Consider the following 16761-nt stretch of genomic DNA (forward strand, 5'->3'; position numbering starts at 1 on the left):
AAGCCTTACTTCTCAGGCATCGGCATCGGAAACGGCATGACATTGCTCATGCCCCGGGCCTCGCTGATTTTCGGCGTGCCCAGGCGCTCGACTTCGTCGATGCGCACGATCGAATGCATCGGCACAAAACTGCGCACTACGCCTTCGAACTGAGCCTTGAGTTTTTCCTCGCCCGGGTCGACGACCAGCTGCGTGCGCTCGCCAAAGACGAACTCTTCCACTTCCAGGAAGCCCCACAGATCACTTTGATAGATCTGCTTGGCGTACATTTCGAACACCTGGCCCTGGTTAAGGAAAATCACCTTGTAGATTGGAGCTTCACGTTTGGTCATGGTGGGCGGGTAACACATCGGGGGATTTAAAAGAGGGCGCGAACTATAGCATGGCGTCCGATGCACAGTGCTAGGAACCTATCGGCATGCCCCCTATAATGCGCGGTTCTTTACCACCAGTTGACGATCCCCATGGCCAAGAAGCTTTACATCGAAACCCACGGTTGCCAGATGAACGAGTACGACAGCTCGCGCATGGTCGATCTGCTGGGTGAACATCAGGCCCTGGAAGTCACCGCTCGCGCTGAAGACGCCGACGTGATCCTGCTCAATACCTGCTCGATCCGCGAGCGGGCCCAGGACCGGGTCTACTCGCAGCTGGGCCGCTGGCGTGAACTGAAACTGGCCAACCCGGACATGGTGATCGCCGTCGGCGGTTGCGTGGCCAGCCAGGAAGGCGCCGCCATTCGCGACCGTGCACCGTACGTCGACGTGGTCTTCGGCCCGCAGACCCTGCACCGCCTGCCGGAAATGATCGACGCCGCGCGCATCACCAAGCTGCCGCAAGTCGACGTCTCGTTCCCGGAAATCGAAAAATTCGACCATTTGCCCGAACCGCGCATCGACGGCCCAAGCGCTTATGTGTCGGTAATGGAAGGCTGCAGCAAGTACTGCACCTTCTGCGTGGTGCCATACACCCGCGGCGAAGAAGTCAGCCGCCCGTTCGACGACGTGCTGGCAGAGATCATTCACCTGGCCGAGAACGGCGTGCGTGAAGTGACCCTGCTGGGGCAGAACGTCAACGGCTACCGTGGCCAGACCCACGACGGGCGCCTGGCGGACCTCGCGGAGTTGATCCGCGTAGTGGCTGCCGTCGACGGGATCGAGCGGATTCGCTACACCACCTCGCACCCGCTGGAGTTCTCCGACAGCCTGATCCAGGCCCACGCCGAAGTGCCGGAGCTGGTCAAGCACCTGCACTTGCCGGTGCAATCGGGCTCGGACCGCATTCTCTCGGCCATGAAGCGCAACCACACCGCCCTGGAATACAAATCCAAATTGCGCAAATTGCGTGCGGCGGTGCCGGGGATCTGCATCAGCTCGGACTTTATCGTCGGCTTCCCAGGGGAAACCGAGAAAGATTTCCAGCAGACCATGAAGTTGATCGAAGACGTAGGCTTCGACTTCTCCTACTCCTTCGTCTACAGCCAGCGCCCGGGCACCCCGGCGGCAGACCTGCTCGACGAAACCCCGGAAGCGTTGAAGAAGGAGCGTTTGAACGCCCTGCAACATCGCCTCAACCAGCAGGGTTTCGAGATCAGCCGACAGATGGTGGGCTCGACCCAGCGCATCCTGGTGACCGACTACTCGAAAAAAGACCCTGGCGAATTGCAGGGCCGGACCGAGAACAACCGGATCGTCAACTTCCGCTGTGATAATCCGACGCTGATCGGGCAGTTCGCCGACGTGCACATCGACGCGGCACAACCGCACTCGCTGCGCGGTTCGCTGGTGTAACAATAATTCGGCCACCGGGAACCAATGTGGGAGCGGGCTTGCTCGCGAAGGCGGTGTATCAGGCAACGAACAGGCTGACTGCCCCATCGCATTCGCGAGCAAGCCCGCTCCCACATTAGAACGGTGCCAGCTTCGGGATATATAAGTGCTTTCGCACGCAGCCTGCTGGCGTTATCCTTGATTTCATCTTAATTGCCCCAGGGCGGCTAAAAACGACCTTGAACGCACCCATAGAACCACATCGTTTTCTCCTCGAGCCCTTTGAGGCTCGCCGTTTCGCCAATCTGTGCGGACAGTTCGACGAGCACCTGCGCCTGATCGAACAACGCCTGAGCATCGAGATCCGCAACCGCGGCAATCAATTCGAGCTGATTGGTGAACCCCAGCACACCACCTCGGCAGAAAACCTTCTGCGCCGCCTCTACCGGGAAACCAAAGGTAGCGAGCTGTCGCCGGAAACGGTGCACCTGTACCTGCAGGAATCCGCCGTGGAGGACCTGGCCAATAACCCGGTAGCCGAAGCCAGCGTCGCGTTGCGCACCAAGAAAGGCATGATTCGCCCTCGCGGCTTGAACCAGCAGCGCTACGTCAAAGAGATCCTGGGCAACGACATCAACTTCGGCATCGGCCCTGCCGGTACCGGCAAGACCTACCTGGCCGTGGCCTGCGCGGTCGACGCCCTGGAGCGCGAGCAGGTGCGACGCATCCTGCTGGTGCGTCCGGCGGTGGAAGCCGGCGAGAAGCTGGGCTTTTTGCCCGGCGACCTGGCCCAGAAGATCGACCCGTACCTGCGCCCGCTCTACGACGCGCTCTACGAGATGCTCGGCTTCGAATACGTGGCCAAGCTGATCGAGCGCCAGGTGATCGAGATCGCCCCGCTGGCCTACATGCGTGGCCGTACGCTGAACAACAGCTTCATCATTCTCGACGAAAGCCAGAACACCACCGTCGAGCAGATGAAGATGTTCCTGACCCGGATCGGTTTCGGCTCCACCGCCGTGATCACCGGCGACGTCACCCAGGTCGACCTGCCCAAAGGCACCAAGTCGGGCCTGGCCCAGGTGATCGACGTACTCAAGGACGTGCCGGGGATCAGCTTCACGCACTTCATGCCCAAAGACGTGGTACGTCACCCGTTGGTGCAGCGCATTGTCGAAGCCTACGAGCGCTTCGAACACCGCGACGACCAACCGGCCAAGGACACTCGCCGCGATGCTTGAGCTTGACCTGCAGTTGGCCACCGAAGCGCCCGCCCCCAGCGAAGAACAGTTCCGCCAGTGGTGCACCCTGGCCCTGCGCCAGCGCACCGCCGACTCGGAGCTGACCATTCGCCTGGTGGACGAGCCCGAAGGCCGTGAACTGAATCACACCTGGCGACAAAAAGACTACGCGACCAACGTGCTGTCGTTTCCCGCCGACGTACCCGATGAGCTGCTGGATATCCCGTTGCTGGGCGACCTGGTGATCTGCGTCGAAGTGGTCGAGCGTGAAGCAAAGGAACAGGGCAAGGAACTTGAGGCCCATTGGGCCCATCTAGTCATCCACGGCTGCTTGCATCTCTTGGGTTACGACCATATAGACGATGACGAAGCCGAAGAAATGGAAGCACTGGAACGAACGTTGCTTGCAGAACTGGGTCATCGTGACCCGTATGCAGACGACGAAATTGCAACTACACCTAACTGAAACAATAAAGGATTTAGAGTAATCGCTATGAGCGAAGACCGATCGAGCAACGGGCAAAAGTCATGGCTGGGGAAACTCACCCAGGCCTTTGCCCACGAGCCGAAAAACCGTCAGGAGCTGCTGGAGCTGCTGCGCGAGGCGCATCAGAACAAGTTGCTGGACAGCGAAGCGCTGGCCATCGTCGAAGGCGCTATCCAGGTCGCTGACTTGCAAGTGCGGGACATCATGGTTCCGCGCTCGCAGATGGTCAGCATCAAGGCGACCCAGACCCCACGGGAATTCCTCCCGGCCGTCATCGATTCGGCGCACTCGCGCTACCCGGTGATCGGCGAAAGCCATGACGACGTCATGGGCGTCCTGCTGGCCAAGGACCTGCTGCCGCTGATCCTCAAGGAGAACGGCGACAGCTTCAACATCAAGGACCTGCTGCGTCCTGCCACTTTCGTCCCCGAATCCAAGCGCCTGAATGTGCTGCTGCGCGAATTTCGTGCGAACCACAATCACATGGCCATCGTCATTGACGAATACGGCGGTGTGGCCGGCCTCGTGACCATCGAAGACGTGCTGGAACAGATCGTCGGTGACATCGAAGACGAACACGATGTGGAAGAAGACAGCTACATCAAGCCGCTGCCCAGCGGTGATTTCCTAGTCAAGGCCCTGACGCCGATCGAGAACTTCAACGAGTTCTTCGACAGCGAATTCTCCGACGATGAATTCGACACGGTTGGCGGCCTGGTGATGAGTGCGTTCGGGCACCTGCCCAAGCGTAACGAGACCACCGAGATCGGTGCCTATCGCTTCCGCATCCTGAATGCCGACAGCCGCCGTATTCACTTGATCCGTTTGACACCTATTGCCCGCTAAGGACTGACATGCGCCGTATGATTGCACCCGGCTGGCCCGGTAACTTGCTGGCCGTGGTGGCCGGCGCCATCACCACCCTGGCGCTGGCGCCGTTCGACCTCTGGCCGTTTGCGCTGGTGGCGGCCGGGTTCTTTTATGCGGGATTGCGTGAACTGACACCGCGCCAGGCCTTGTGGCGCGGCTGGTGTTTCGGTTTCGGCCTGTTTGGTGCCGGTACCAGCTGGATCTACTACAGCATTCACCACTTCGGCGGCGCTTCGGTGTTGCTGGCGGGCATGCTGATGCTGGCGTTTACGGCGGCCATTGCCTGGTTCTTTGCCCTGCCCGCCTGGCTGTGGGCGCGCTGGCTGCGCCGCAACGAAGCGCCACTGGCCGATGCCCTGGCCTTCGCGGCCTTGTGGGTTGGCCAGGAAGCGTTTCGCGGCTGGTTCCTCACCGGTTTTCCCTGGCTCTATTCCGGTTACAGCCAGCTCGACGGTCCTCTCACCGGCCTCGCGCCGCTGGGCGGGATGTGGCTGATATCCTTTGCCCTGGCGCTGACCGCCGCACTGATCTGCAACCTGCCGCGTCTGCTGGCGGCTAAGCGCAACCTGTTCATCGGTGCCGGCTTGCTGTTGTTGTTGGCGCCATGGGCCATCGGCCTGGCACTCAAGCATCATGCATGGACCACCCCCGCCGGCGCGCCGCTGACCGTGGCAGCCGTCCAGGGCAACGTCGAACAAAGCATGAAGTGGGACCCGGAGCAGCTCAATGCGCAGCTCGCGCTGTACCGCGACATGAGCTTCAGCTCCAAGCCTGTCGACCTGCTGGTATGGCCGGAAACCGCCGTGCCGGTGCTCAAGGAATCCGTGGAGGGTTACCTGGGCATGATGGGCAAGTTCGCCGCTGACCGGCACACTGCGCTGATCACCGGTGTACCGATCCGCCAGGAAGTGCATCACCACAAGCGCTTCTTCAACGGCATCACGGTGGTGGGCGAAGGCGACGGCACCTACCTGAAGCAGAAGCTGGTGCCGTTTGGCGAGTACGTGCCGCTGCAGGACATGTTGCGCGGCTTGATCGCGTTCTTTGACCTGCCGATGTCGGACTTCGCCCGCGGGCCGTCCGACCAGGCTTTGCTGCAAGCCAAGGGCTATCAGATTGCGCCGTTCATTTGCTATGAAGTGGTGTACCCGGAGTTCGCCGCCGGCCTGTCGGCCCGCAGCGATTTGTTGCTGACCATCAGCAACGACACCTGGTTCGGCCGCTCCATCGGCCCGCTGCAACATTTGCAGATGGCCCAGATGCGCGCCCTGGAAGCCGGGCGCTGGATGATCCGCGCCACCAACAACGGCGTCACTGGCCTGATCAACCCGTACGGGCAGATCACCGTGCAGATCCCGCAGTTTGAACGCGGGATTCTCTACGGCGAGGTCGTGCCGATGCACAACCTCACCCCGTACTTGGAATGGCGTTCCTGGCCGTTGATCATCCTGTGCCTTGGCCTGTTTGGCTGGGCGCTGTTGGCGGGCCGGATGTCGAAAACGGTTTAAAAGAAATACTCGGACGACAATGTGGGAGCGGGCTTGCTCGCGAATGCGATCTGTCAGTTAAAGCACCAGTGACTGACACACTGTATTCGCGAGCAAGCCCGCTCCCACATTTGACCTGCGGTATTACCTGTAAAACATCCGGTAACCCACCTGCCCCACCGCCTCATTCAGCAACTGCCCGCTCTGCCATACCGACTTGAACTCCGGCATCCAGCCCCCCAATGGCCGGGCATTGTCCAAACCAAGAAACCCCACTGGCGCCGGAACAACCGTGAACCCGGCCTTTTCGAAGCTCCAGCGCGAGCGCGGCATATGCCAGGCCTGAGTCACGACCACCACACGCTTGATCCCCTGCGGCAGCAGAATCTCGGCACTCATCTGCGCGTTTTCCCACGTGGTACGGCTGCGCTCTTCCTTCCAGCGCACGCTCACGCCAAAGTCATCCTGCATCGATACCGCCATCAACTCCGCCTCGCTGGGCGGTGTGCCGTAGTGCAAGCCGCCGGTGGTCAGCACCGGCAAGCCCGAAGCCTTGGCCAGGCGGGCTGCATAGCGCTGGCGCTCAAGGCCGATACCCGTCGGCTGATCGGAGCCCCACGCCGGATCCCCGCGCTCACGCCCCGAGCCCAACACCACGATGGCATCAGCCCGCTGCGCCAGGGTCGCCCGTTCATCACGGGCCAGAGGCGGCTCGGTCTCCAGGGCCTTTGCGCCCCATTGAACCGCCACCGGCAGGCTCATCAGCAACATCCCGCCAAATCCCAGGGCAAAGCACACGGCCGCAAGCCGCGGTCGGCTGCGACGAAACCACCAGGCAAGGGCCAGCAACAGCAACAGGATGCCGGGCGGCAACAACAATTGTTTAATGAAATAGCGAATAGGCATCGGGCATCTCCAAAGATGCCCGAAGCCTAAGGTGTAACGGGGTTAAGCGACAATCTTTACAGGAACAGACGCTGAGAAGGCTACAGATCACTAACGCGGTACTTCACTTGAAACGCACGGACCGGAGTTTTTCCGGGCTGCGACCGGCCGAAAAATCCTTGAGCCATACCACCTTGGCCGATCGCGAAAACTCCTGGGCTGGCGGGGAGGCCATGCCATGGGACGCGCGATGCTCATTCAACTCCAGATACACCCTGATCACGTCCAGCTCTGCCTGGCTCAAGCCACGCAGTTCCAACTCCAGAGGCCGTTCATCACACAATCGGCCTGCGGTTTTTGCTGCATCCAGTGCTCGACCCAAACGGTCGATCAGTCCTTCGTACACCTGCGGTTTCGTTAAAGTTCGCTGCGAATCAACCATCCCTCACCTCATTGAAGATAAGACTCACTCCCCACTAAACAGCGTAGTCCTGCTTGCCCTGCCTGCCTGGCGCCGCGACCAACGGCCTCGGCGGCGCAATCAGGGTTTCCCTCGATAGAGTGGGGTCATGTATGCTACGGCGCTTCCTGTAACTCCACTTCCCGCAGGGTTTGGGCACGGACGCGCCGCTTTTTGGTGTCGATCAACCTGAACGTTGCACCGAAGAGGATTAGGCCACCCCTATTCAGTTCAAAAGTAGCCATGCACGAACAATATCAGCCCCGTGAAATAGAAAATGCCGCCCAGTCGTTCTGGGATGAGCAAAAGTCCTTTGAAGTCAGTGAACAGCCAGGCAAGGAGACTTTCTATTGCCTATCGATGTTCCCTTACCCCAGCGGCAAGCTACACATGGGGCATGTGCGCAACTACACCATCGGCGACGTCATCTCCCGCTACCAGCGCATGCTGGGCAAGAACGTCCTGCAACCCATGGGTTGGGACGCCTTCGGCATGCCGGCGGAAAACGCCGCGATGAAGAACAACGTAGCGCCCGCCAAGTGGACCTACGAAAACATCGCCTACATGAAGACCCAGCTGCGCAGCCTGGGCCTGGCGGTGGACTGGTCCCGCGAGGTGACCACCTGCAAGCCTGATTACTACCGCTGGGAACAATGGCTGTTCACTCGCCTGTTCGAAAAAGGCGTGATCTACAAGAAGAGCGGCACCGTGAACTGGGACCCGGTGGACCAGACCGTACTGGCCAACGAACAAGTGATCGACGGCCGCGGCTGGCGTTCCGGCGCGCTGATCGAAAAGCGCGAAATCCCGATGTACTACTTCAAGATCACCGCCTACGCGGATGAACTCCTGTCGAGCCTCGATGATTTGCCGGGCTGGCCCGAGCAGGTCAAGACCATGCAACGCAACTGGATCGGCAAGTCCCGTGGCATGGAAGTGCAGTTCCCCTACAACGTCGACTCCATCGGCGCAGAAGGTGTACTGAAAGTCTTCACCACCCGTCCGGACACCCTGATGGGCGCGACCTACGTCGCCGTGGCCGCCGAACACCCGCTGGCCACCCAGGCCGCACAGAACAACCCTGAGCTGCAGGCGTTCATCGCCGAATGCAAGGGCGGCAGCGTCGCCGAAGCCGACGTCGCCACCCAGGAGAAAAAAGGCCTGCCGACCTCGTTGCTCGTCGAGCACCCATTGACCGGCGAGAAGCTGCCGGTGTGGGTCGCCAACTACGTGCTGATGCACTACGGTGATGGCGCAGTAATGGCTGTGCCGGCCCACGACGAGCGCGATTTCGAATTCGCCGTCAAGTACAACCTGCCGATCAAGTCCGTGGTGCGCACCAGTTCGGGCGACACCAACCCGGCTCCGTGGCAGGACGCGTACAACGAACACGGCACACTGATCAATTCCGGCGAGTTCGACGGCCTGGATTTCGAAGGCGCCTTCGACGCCATCGAAGTCGCGCTGATCAAGAAAAACCTCGGTGCCTCGCGCACCCAGTTCCGTCTGCGTGACTGGGGCATCAGCCGCCAGCGCTACTGGGGCTGCCCGATCCCGATCATCCACTGCGAAACCTGCGGTGACGTGCCGGTACCGGAAGACCAACTGCCGGTCGTATTGCCCGAAGACGTGGTGCCGGACGGTGCTGGCTCGCCATTGGCGCGCATGCCCGAATTTTACGAGTGCACCTGCCCGAACTGCGGTGCCCCGGCCAAACGCGAAACCGACACCATGGACACCTTCGTGGAGTCTTCGTGGTACTACGCCCGCTACGCCTCGCCGCACTATGAAGGCGGCCTGGTGGAAAAATCCGCGGCCGACCACTGGCTGCCGGTAGACCAGTACATCGGCGGTATCGAACACGCCATCCTTCACCTGCTGTACGCGCGCTTCTTCCACAAGCTGATGCGTGATGAAGGCCTGGTGAGTTCCGACGAGCCGTTCAAGAACCTGCTGACCCAGGGCATGGTGATTGCCGAGACTTATTACCGCCGCGAAGCCAATGGCGCCTACACCTGGTTCAACCCGGCAGATGTCGAGCTGGAGCGTGACAGCAAGGCCAAGGTGATCAGCGCCAAGCTGAAATCCGACGGCCTGCCGGTGGAAATCGGCGGCACCGAGAAGATGGCCAAGTCGAAAAACAACGGCGTCGACCCACAGTCGATGATCGACCAGTTCGGCGCGGACACCTGCCGCCTGTTCATGATGTTCGCCTCGCCGCCTGACATGAGCGCGGAATGGTCGGACTCCGGCGTCGAAGGTTCGCATCGCTTCCTCAAGCGCGTCTGGCGCCTGGCGCACGCCCATGTCAGCCAAGGCTTGCCGGGCAAGCTGGACGTGGCGGCCCTGAGCGATGAGCAAAAAGTCATTCGCCGCAGCACCCACCTGGCCATCAAGCACGCCAGCCAGGACGTGGGCCAGCACCACAAATTCAACACCGCCATCGCCCAGGTGATGACGCTGATGAACGTGCTGGAGAAAGCGCCGCAGGCCACCGAACAGGACCGCGCACTGGTACAGGAAGGCCTGGAAACGGTCACCCTGCTGCTGGCGCCGATCACGCCACACATCAGCCACGAACTGTGGAACCAGTTGGGCCACAGCGGTGCCGTCATCGATGCCGGCTGGCCGGTACAGGATGACAGCGCCCTGGTACAGGACACGCTGCAACTGGTGATTCAGGTCAACGGCAAGCTGCGTGGCCAGATCGACATGCCGGCCAGCGCCAGCCGTGAAGACGTCGAAGCCGCCGCCCGTATCAATGAGAACGTGCTGCGCTTCACCGAAGGCCTGACGATCCGCAAAGTGATCGTGGTGCCCGGCAAACTGGTCAATATCGTCGCTAGCTAATCGGATCGGGCGCCGAGGGAATAACCCTGGCGCCGAACAAAACCTCCAGGGCCTCGATAAGGCCCACATGGTTTCAAGGGGAGCATCAAAATGATCAAACGCAATCTGCTGGTTATGGGCCTTGCCGTGCTGCTGAGCGCTTGCGGCTTCCAGCTGCGCGGCACCGGCACCACCGAACTGGCGATCAAGGAACTGGACGTCACCGCCCGCAACTCCTACGGCGAGACAGTGCAACAGCTGCGCCAGGTCCTGGAAAACAGTGGCGTCAAAGTCTATTCAGGCGCGGCTTACAAACTGAACCTGGTGGATGAGAAAGAAGAGCAGCGCAGCCTCAGCTACGCCAGCGCCGGGCGTGCTTCGGACATTGAGCTGAGCACCACGCTCTTCTTCGAAATCCAGGGCCACGACCACCTGCCGTTGATGGGCGACAAGATCCAGATACAGAAAGTCGTGAGCCACGACGGCAACAACCTGGTGGGTTCGGACTCCGAAACCATCCAGGTGCGCAAGGAAATGCGTCGTGAACTGGTGCAGCGCATGGTCCTGCGCCTGCAACTGATCACGCCGGAGCAACTGGATAAGCTGCAGCAAACCGCGGATGCCAAGGCCAAGGCAGATGCCGATGCGCTGAAAGCGGCGCAAGAGTATGAAGACAGCCAACCTAAACAGTCGCCTGTCGAAGTTCCTGTCGAGTAAGCCAGACGGGGCGCCCCAGGCGCCCCGTTCACCCTGCCTATGAAACTCGCCCCCGCCCAACTCGCCAAGCACCTGCAAGGCAGCCTTGCGCCCGTCTACATCGTCAGCGGTGATGACCCGCTGCTGTGCCAGGAGGCTGCGGACGCAATTCGCACCGCCGCCCGCCAACAGGGCTTCGATGAACGCCAGGTATTCAGCGCCGACGCCAGTTTCGACTGGGGTACGCTGCTGCAAGCCGGGGCGAGCATGTCGCTGTTCGCCGAAAAACGCCTGCTGGAACTGCGCCTGCCTTCGGGCAAGCCCGGCGACAAAGGCGCGGCGGCTTTGATGGAATACTGCGCACGCCCTGCCGAAGACACGCTGCTGCTGATCAGCCTGCCCAAGCTCGATGGCAGTGCGCAGAAAACCAAGTGGGGCAAGGCGCTGGTGGAAGGTGGCCAGACTCAGTTCATACAGATCTGGCCGGTGGACAGCAGCCAACTGCCGCAGTGGATTCGTCAGCGCCTGTCGCAATCCGGGCTGAGTGCCAGCCAGGATGCGGTGGAGCTGATCGCGGCGCGGGTGGAAGGCAACCTGCTGGCCGCCGCCCAGGAAATCGAAAAGCTCAAGCTGATGGCCGAGGGTGGCCAGATCACCGTCGAAACCGTACAAGGCGCCGTGGCGGACAGCGCGCGCTTTGACGTATTTGGCCTGGTGGATGCGATCCTCAACGGCGAACCCGCCCACGCCCTGCGCATGCTCGAAGGGCTGCGCGGCGAAGGCGTCGAGCCGCCGGTGATTCTCTGGGCCCTGGCGCGAGAATTACGGCTGCTGGCCAATATTGCCCTGCAGTACAGCCAGGGCATCCCACTGGACAAGGCCTTCAGCCAGGCGCGGCCACCGGTATGGGACAAGCGCAAACCACTGATCAGCAAAGCCCTGCAACGGCACTCGGCGCAACGCTGGGCGCAACTGCTGCTGGAGGCCCAGCGCATTGACGCGCAGATCAAGGGCCAGGCGGCTGGATCGCCGTGGATGAGCCTGAGTCGTTTGTCACTTTTGATGTCAGGACAGCGCTTGGCGCTGCCTGCTGAATAGTCCTACGTATCGCTGGGCTGGACAGAATCCAAACTTCGGCAGATGATTCGCACCGCATCATCAACCCGCCAGAGAGTACCCATCATGAGCAAAAAGCCATCCAAGCATGGCCCCAACAAGGCCAAATCCATCATCGCCCAGCCGTTGTTCCGCAGTCGCCAGGAACGAGCCGGCAAAGGCAAAGGCAGCTACCGCCGCGAAGCCTTCCAGTCTAATAGCTGGGAGGCTTCTTACTTTCTGGCTGCCTGAAGGCAAGCGCCCCTCCGGCATGATAAGGTCTGTACCTGATTCGTATTCCCTGGACCTGTGCATGCCCTCTAGTCTTTCCCGTCGTTGGCACCTTCGCCAACTGATCGCTGCCTCCAGCCTCATTCTGTTAGTCGCCTGCGCGGAAAAACCCACCGCTGCCGATGCCCAACCCCTGCCCCCGCTCCAGACTGCACCGGTAGCTGCGCCTGCCGTCGTTGCGCCACTGGTGGCAGACAATCTTGATATCCAGCCGACCCAGACCTTTGCCGAATGGCAGGCGGGGTTTCGCGTGGAAGCCTTGAAGGCCGGTATCACGCCGCAGGTTTTCGACACGGCCTTTGCCAATGTCGTACCCGACATGGCGGTGATCCGCGCCGACCGCAGCCAGCCGGAGTTCTCCCGCCCGGTATGGGAATACCTCGACGGCGCGCTGTCGCCGCTGCGGGTGCGCAATGGCCAGTCGCTGCTGGTGAAGTACGCCGACATTCTGCAACGCATTGAGGACCGTTACGGCGTCGACCGCCAGGCGCTGGTCTCGGTGTGGGGCATGGAGAGTAACTTCGGCCAGTTCCAGGGCAACAACTCGGTGATCCGCTCACTGGCGACCCTGGCCTATGAAGGCCGTCGCCCGGCCTTCGCCCAGGCGCAGCTGCTGGCGGCGCTGCAAATCATCCAGCATGGCGATATCGCCGCCGACCAGATGAAAGGCTCCTGGGCCGGGGCCATGGGCCAGACCCAGTTCATCCCGACCACCTATAACACCCACGCCGTAGACTTCGACGGTGACGGCCGCCGCGATATCTGGAACAGCCCGGCCGACGCCCTCGCCTCCACCGCGCACTACCTGCAAAGCTCCGGCTGGCAGAAAGGCCAGCCCTGGGGCTTCGAGGTGCAGCAACTGCCGTTGAATTTTGATTACGCCCTGGCCGATGGCAGCGTACGCAAGACCGTTGGCGAGTGGCTGAAACTGGGAATCCAGGTGCCGCCGGGCGCCAGTGTCCCGGCCAACGTCGACCAGCTTTCCGCCGCCCTGTTGCTGCCGGCCGGCTATCGTGGCCCGGCGTTCCTGGTGCTGGATAACTTCCGCGCGATCCTCAAGTACAACAACTCGTCGTCCTACGCGTTGGCAGTTGGCTTGTTGTCGGAACGCTTCGGGGGCGGTGGCTTGATTCGTGGGAGCTGGCCGAAAGATGAACTGCCGTTGACTCGCTCGCAGCGAATTGACTTGCAGACGGTGCTCAGTGCCAATGGTTACGACGCGGGCAACCCGGACGGGATCATCGGTGCGAATACCCGCAAGGCGATTCGTGCCGCGCAGCAGTCCCTGGGCTGGCCGGCGGATGGGTATCCGACGGTGAAGTTGCTGGAGTCGCTGCAAAGCCGATAGATCGGCGTATGGCTGCTACCGCATTCGCGAGCAAGCCCGCTCCCACATTTTGACCGTGCACTTCCTGAAGGAACGCGATCGAAATGTGGGAGCGGGCTTGCTCGCGAAGAGGCCTTTATCGGCGCTACAAAGTTCAGGCCTTAAACACCACATCCTGTTCCAACACCAACCGCTTCTCCCCCGCATCCAGCCGCACCCTGGCGCCCAACGGCAAGGTCAGGTTCGGGTTGCAGTGCCCGCTGCGCCAGCCGGACAGCACAGGAATGCACAACGGCTCGAAGGTCTGCTTCAGCAAGCGCTCAAGCGCAAGGCTATCAACCCCAGCCACATCCCCCACCACCACGCCCGCCACCTGGGCCAGCTTGCCCGCCAGGCGCAAATGGGTGAGCAACCGGTCAATGCGGTACAACGGCTCGTTCACGTCTTCGATAAACAGAATGATGCCCTCGGCATCAATCTCGTAAGCCGTGCCCATCACTGCTGCGATCATCGATAGATTGCCGCCCAGCAGCCGCCCACAGGCGATGCCTGGCTCGACGGTGGTCAGCGGGTAGGCCACAGGGTGAGCCAGCTGGCTACCGGCTTTCACTTGCCCACGCAGCATGCTGAACAGCGACGACTCGGTAGGCTGTTGCTTTTCACCTAACAGGTCAGCGTTGAACATCGGACCATGGAAGGTGACGAAACCGGCGTACCGGTTGATCGCCAGGTGCAGGGCGGTGATATCGCTGTAGCCTACGAATGGCTTGGGGTTGGCCCGGAGCAGGTCAAAGTCCAGGCGGTCCAGCAGGCGTGGCGTGCCGTAGCCGCCGCGCAGGCAGAAAATCGCGTCGATGGTCGAATCGGCGAACGCAGCGTGCAGGTCATCAAGGCGTACCTCATCACTGCCGGCCAGATAGCCATCCCGCTGGCTCACGCCCGGAAAGATCCGCAGTGTGTAGCCCCGGGCGCGCATCCATTGCGTGGCCGTGTCGATATCCAGCTCGGCCGGCCCGGCAGGGGCAATCAGCCCGATCACGCCTTCGGCGCGCAGCGCAGGTACCGCACAAGTGGTCAATTGAGTCGTCATCCATGGTTCTCCTCGCGTGGATTGCCCAAGGCACTCTAAACAGCAATGGTTGCAAACAGAAGAGGAAGAGTCAGTAGCAAATGTGGGAGCGGGCCTGGGTGGGAGCGGGCTTGCTCGCGAAGACGGTCAGTCAGTCACCGGACAGGTCAACTGATCCAACGCATTCGCGAACAAGCCCGCTCCCACTCAAGCCGGCTCCCACATGGGTCCTGCAGTGTCCGGCGTTCCGCGTATCAGGACACCAGGCTGGCCTTGACCAGTTTCGCCTGCTCGTCGGCGTGGTACGAGGAACGTACCAGCGGGCCGGAAGCGACGTTCTTGAAGCCCATCTTGTAGCCTTCTTCGGCAAACCAGGCGAACACATCCGGGTGCACGAAGCGCTGTACCGGCAAGTGGCTGCGGGACGGCTGCAGGTACTGGCCGAGGGTCAGCATGTCGATGTCGTGTTCGCGCATGCGCTTCATGACTTCGATGACTTCTTCGTCGGTTTCGCCCAGGCCCAGCATCAGGCCGGATTTGGTCGGAATGTGCGGCATCATCTGCTTGAATTTCTGCAGCAGGGTCAGCGACCACTGGTAGTCCGAACCCGGACGCGCAGCCTTGTACAGGCGCGGTACGGTTTCCAGGTTGTGGTTGAACACGTCAGGCGGCTCGGCGGCGGTGATTTCCAGCGCCACGTCCATACGGCCACGGTAGTCCGGCACCAGGGTCTCAAGCATCACGTTCGGCGACAGCTTGCGGATCTCGCGGATGCAGTCGGCAAAGTGCTGGGCACCGCCGTCACGCAGGTCGTCGCGGTCTACCGAGGTAATCACGACATACTTGAGTTTCAGGTCGGCGATGGCGATGGCCAGGCTTTCCGGCTCGTTGACGTCCAGTGGCTTCGGCCGGCCGTGACCAACGTCGCAGAACGGGCAACGACGGGTGCAGATGTCACCCATGATCATGAAGGTCGCGGTGCCACCGGAGAAGCACTCGCCCAGGTTCGGGCAGGACGCCTCTTCGCACACGCTGTGCAGCTTGTGTTTGCGCAGCAGGGCCTTGATGCGGTCGACTTCCGGCGAAACCGGGATACGCACGCGAATCCAGTCAGGCTTTTTCGGCAGTTCGGTGGTCGGAATGATCTTCACCGGGATGCGTGCAACCTTCTCGGCGCCGCGCAGCTTGACGCCGGCTTCTACCTTGGCACGCGGGGCCGGACGCTCGGTAACATCCAGCGTCGGGATCATGGTTTGCACTGCATCAGTAGTCATAATCAGTCGATTCCGCCCGTTAGGGTCGTCTGCTCAGCATAGTCGAGGTGTTTGACGAGCTGCGCGCGCAGCCGGGCACTTACCTCGGCAAATTCTAGTGGTGTTGCGTGATCGCTCAACTGGGTCATCGCCAAACCGGCGTAGCCGCAGGGATTGATCCGTCGAAACGGCGCCAGGTCCATGTCCACATTCAAGGCCAGGCCATGAAAGGAACAACCGTGGCGAATCCGCAAGCCCAGGGAGGCGATTTTCGCGCCATCAACATAAACCCCCGGTGCATCCGGCTTGGCCGCGGCGGTCACACCGTAGCTGGCCAGCAGCTCGATCAGGCATGACTCCATGCGACTGACCAGCTCACGTACGCCAAAACCCAGCCTGCGCACGTCCAGCAACAGATAAGCCACCAATTGACCTGGGCCATGGTAAGTCACCTGCCCGCCGCGGTCGACCTGCACCACCGGGATTTCTCCCGGCAGCAGCAAATGCTCGGCCTTGCCGGCCTGGCCCTGGGTGAAAACCGGCGGGTGCTCCACCAGCCAGATTTCATCCGGGGCTTCAGTGCCGCGCTCGTTGGTGAACCGCTGCATGGCGAGCCACACCGGTTCGTAAGCCATTTGGCCGAGCTCGCGAAAGCCCAGGGTCTGTGACATCACAACACCATGTGCACGAAGCCGGTAGCCCGCAGTTCGCTGTTGATGTTGTAGAGCTGGTCCTGGTCAGTCGCCACGATGTGCAACTGAATAGTGGTGTACTTGCCGTTGGTGCTTTGACGCTCATCCACACGGTCATGGTTGATCGTTGCGTGTTTCTTGACGATCTCGATGATCTTGTCCTTGTTGCCCACACCCGTATCGCTGATCACCTTGACGGGATAGTCCACGTTTGGGAATTCGATCTTTGGCGCCTTTACTTCGGTATCGGTCATGGCGTAACGGCCTCGTAAGCGTAAGCCGTGGCGACGGGCATAACCCCGCGCCGGAT

17 protein-coding genes are annotated in these 16761 nt (G+C 61.3%); 10 read left to right on the forward strand and 7 right to left on the reverse strand.

Annotated features, from left to right (window positions below; translation table 11 throughout):
* Positions 1–5: 5 nt before the first annotated feature.
* On the reverse strand, positions 6–332 hold the full coding sequence (locus JV201_RS25735; RefSeq protein ID WP_003215457.1) for a DUF1820 family protein: 327 nt from the start codon (positions 330–332) through the stop codon (positions 6–8).
* A 132-nt stretch (positions 333–464) separates the two neighbouring features.
* On the opposite strand from JV201_RS25735, the gene miaB reads away from it, so the two are divergent.
* The 5 genes from miaB (at position 465) to lnt (ending at position 5875) form a co-directional block, all read left to right on the forward strand.
* Entirely contained in the window at positions 465–1790 is a 1326-nt protein-coding gene (gene miaB / locus JV201_RS25740) for a tRNA (N6-isopentenyl adenosine(37)-C2)-methylthiotransferase MiaB (protein WP_102369960.1), read from the forward strand.
* Positions 1791–2008: 218 nt separating this feature from the next.
* A complete protein-coding gene (locus JV201_RS25745) occupies positions 2009–3010 on the forward strand; it encodes a PhoH family protein (RefSeq protein ID WP_003215453.1) in 1002 nt (333 codons plus the stop codon).
* On the forward strand, positions 3003–3476 hold the full coding sequence (ybeY, locus tag JV201_RS25750; protein WP_003215452.1) for an rRNA maturation RNase YbeY: 474 nt from the start codon (positions 3003–3005) through the stop codon (positions 3474–3476). The genes JV201_RS25745 and ybeY overlap by 8 nt, the downstream gene beginning before the upstream one ends.
* 27 nt (positions 3477–3503) lie before the next feature.
* Positions 3504–4343 (forward strand): HlyC/CorC family transporter, encoded by an 840-nt coding sequence (locus JV201_RS25755; RefSeq protein ID WP_003215451.1) that lies wholly within the window; start codon positions 3504–3506, stop codon positions 4341–4343.
* 8 nt (positions 4344–4351) lie between these two features.
* Positions 4352–5875, forward strand: a complete 1524-nt coding sequence (gene lnt / locus JV201_RS25760) for an apolipoprotein N-acyltransferase (RefSeq protein ID WP_219406185.1) — start codon at positions 4352–4354, stop codon at positions 5873–5875.
* Between the two features lie 123 nt (positions 5876–5998).
* On the opposite strand, the gene JV201_RS25765 is transcribed toward lnt, so the two are convergent.
* Together JV201_RS25765 and JV201_RS25770 are read right to left on the reverse strand one after the other, a co-directional pair.
* Positions 5999–6760 (reverse strand): YdcF family protein, encoded by a 762-nt coding sequence (locus tag JV201_RS25765; protein WP_219406186.1) that lies wholly within the window; start codon positions 6758–6760, stop codon positions 5999–6001.
* A gap of 103 nt (positions 6761–6863) precedes the next feature.
* The gene (locus JV201_RS25770; RefSeq protein WP_008436575.1) at positions 6864–7181 is read right to left on the reverse strand and encodes a hypothetical protein; all 318 of its coding nucleotides are present in this window, start codon (positions 7179–7181) and stop codon (positions 6864–6866) included.
* A gap of 261 nt (positions 7182–7442) precedes the next feature.
* Here JV201_RS25770 and leuS point away from each other — a divergent pair, with 261 nt between their 5' ends.
* The 5 genes from leuS to JV201_RS25795 all read left to right on the forward strand — a co-directional run bounded on the left by leuS (position 7443) and on the right by JV201_RS25795 (position 13458).
* Complete coding sequence (gene leuS, locus JV201_RS25775) at positions 7443–10049, forward strand: leucine--tRNA ligase (protein ID WP_219406187.1); 2607 nt, start codon at positions 7443–7445, stop codon at positions 10047–10049.
* Positions 10050–10139: 90 nt separating this feature from the next.
* A complete protein-coding gene (lptE, locus tag JV201_RS25780) occupies positions 10140–10745 on the forward strand; it encodes an LPS assembly lipoprotein LptE (RefSeq protein WP_008436571.1) in 606 nt (201 codons plus the stop codon).
* A gap of 39 nt (positions 10746–10784) precedes the next feature.
* Positions 10785–11822, forward strand: coding sequence for a DNA polymerase III subunit delta (holA, locus tag JV201_RS25785; protein ID WP_008436560.1), 1038 nt, complete (start codon positions 10785–10787; stop codon positions 11820–11822).
* An 84-nt stretch (positions 11823–11906) separates the two neighbouring features.
* Positions 11907–12071, forward strand: a complete 165-nt coding sequence (gene arfA / locus JV201_RS25790) for an alternative ribosome rescue factor ArfA (RefSeq protein WP_003176285.1) — start codon at positions 11907–11909, stop codon at positions 12069–12071.
* Positions 12072–12132: 61 nt separating this feature from the next.
* Positions 12133–13458 (forward strand): lytic murein transglycosylase, encoded by a 1326-nt coding sequence (locus JV201_RS25795; protein WP_003215443.1) that lies wholly within the window; start codon positions 12133–12135, stop codon positions 13456–13458.
* A 133-nt stretch (positions 13459–13591) separates the two neighbouring features.
* Here the strand turns inward: JV201_RS25795 and JV201_RS25800 are convergent, their stop codons facing one another.
* The 4 genes from JV201_RS25800 to JV201_RS25815 all read right to left on the reverse strand — a co-directional run bounded on the left by JV201_RS25800 (position 13592) and on the right by JV201_RS25815 (position 16705).
* Positions 13592–14527 carry an LD-carboxypeptidase gene (locus JV201_RS25800; protein WP_008436546.1) on the reverse strand — a complete coding sequence of 312 codons (936 nt, stop codon included), beginning with the start codon at positions 14525–14527 and terminating at the stop codon, positions 13592–13594.
* Between the two features lie 233 nt (positions 14528–14760).
* Complete coding sequence (lipA, locus tag JV201_RS25805) at positions 14761–15780, reverse strand: lipoyl synthase (protein ID WP_003215441.1); 1020 nt, start codon at positions 15778–15780, stop codon at positions 14761–14763.
* Positions 15781–15782: 2 nt separating this feature from the next.
* Positions 15783–16430, reverse strand: coding sequence for a lipoyl(octanoyl) transferase LipB (gene lipB / locus JV201_RS25810; protein ID WP_219406188.1), 648 nt, complete (start codon positions 16428–16430; stop codon positions 15783–15785).
* On the reverse strand, positions 16430–16705 hold the full coding sequence (locus JV201_RS25815; protein ID WP_003215438.1) for a DUF493 domain-containing protein: 276 nt from the start codon (positions 16703–16705) through the stop codon (positions 16430–16432). The genes lipB and JV201_RS25815 overlap by 1 nt, the downstream gene beginning before the upstream one ends.
* Between the last annotated feature and the right edge of the window lie 56 nt (positions 16706–16761).

This window comes from Pseudomonas sp. Colony2 (genome assembly GCF_019382755.1).
Lineage (GTDB): Bacteria > Pseudomonadota > Gammaproteobacteria > Pseudomonadales > Pseudomonadaceae > Aquipseudomonas.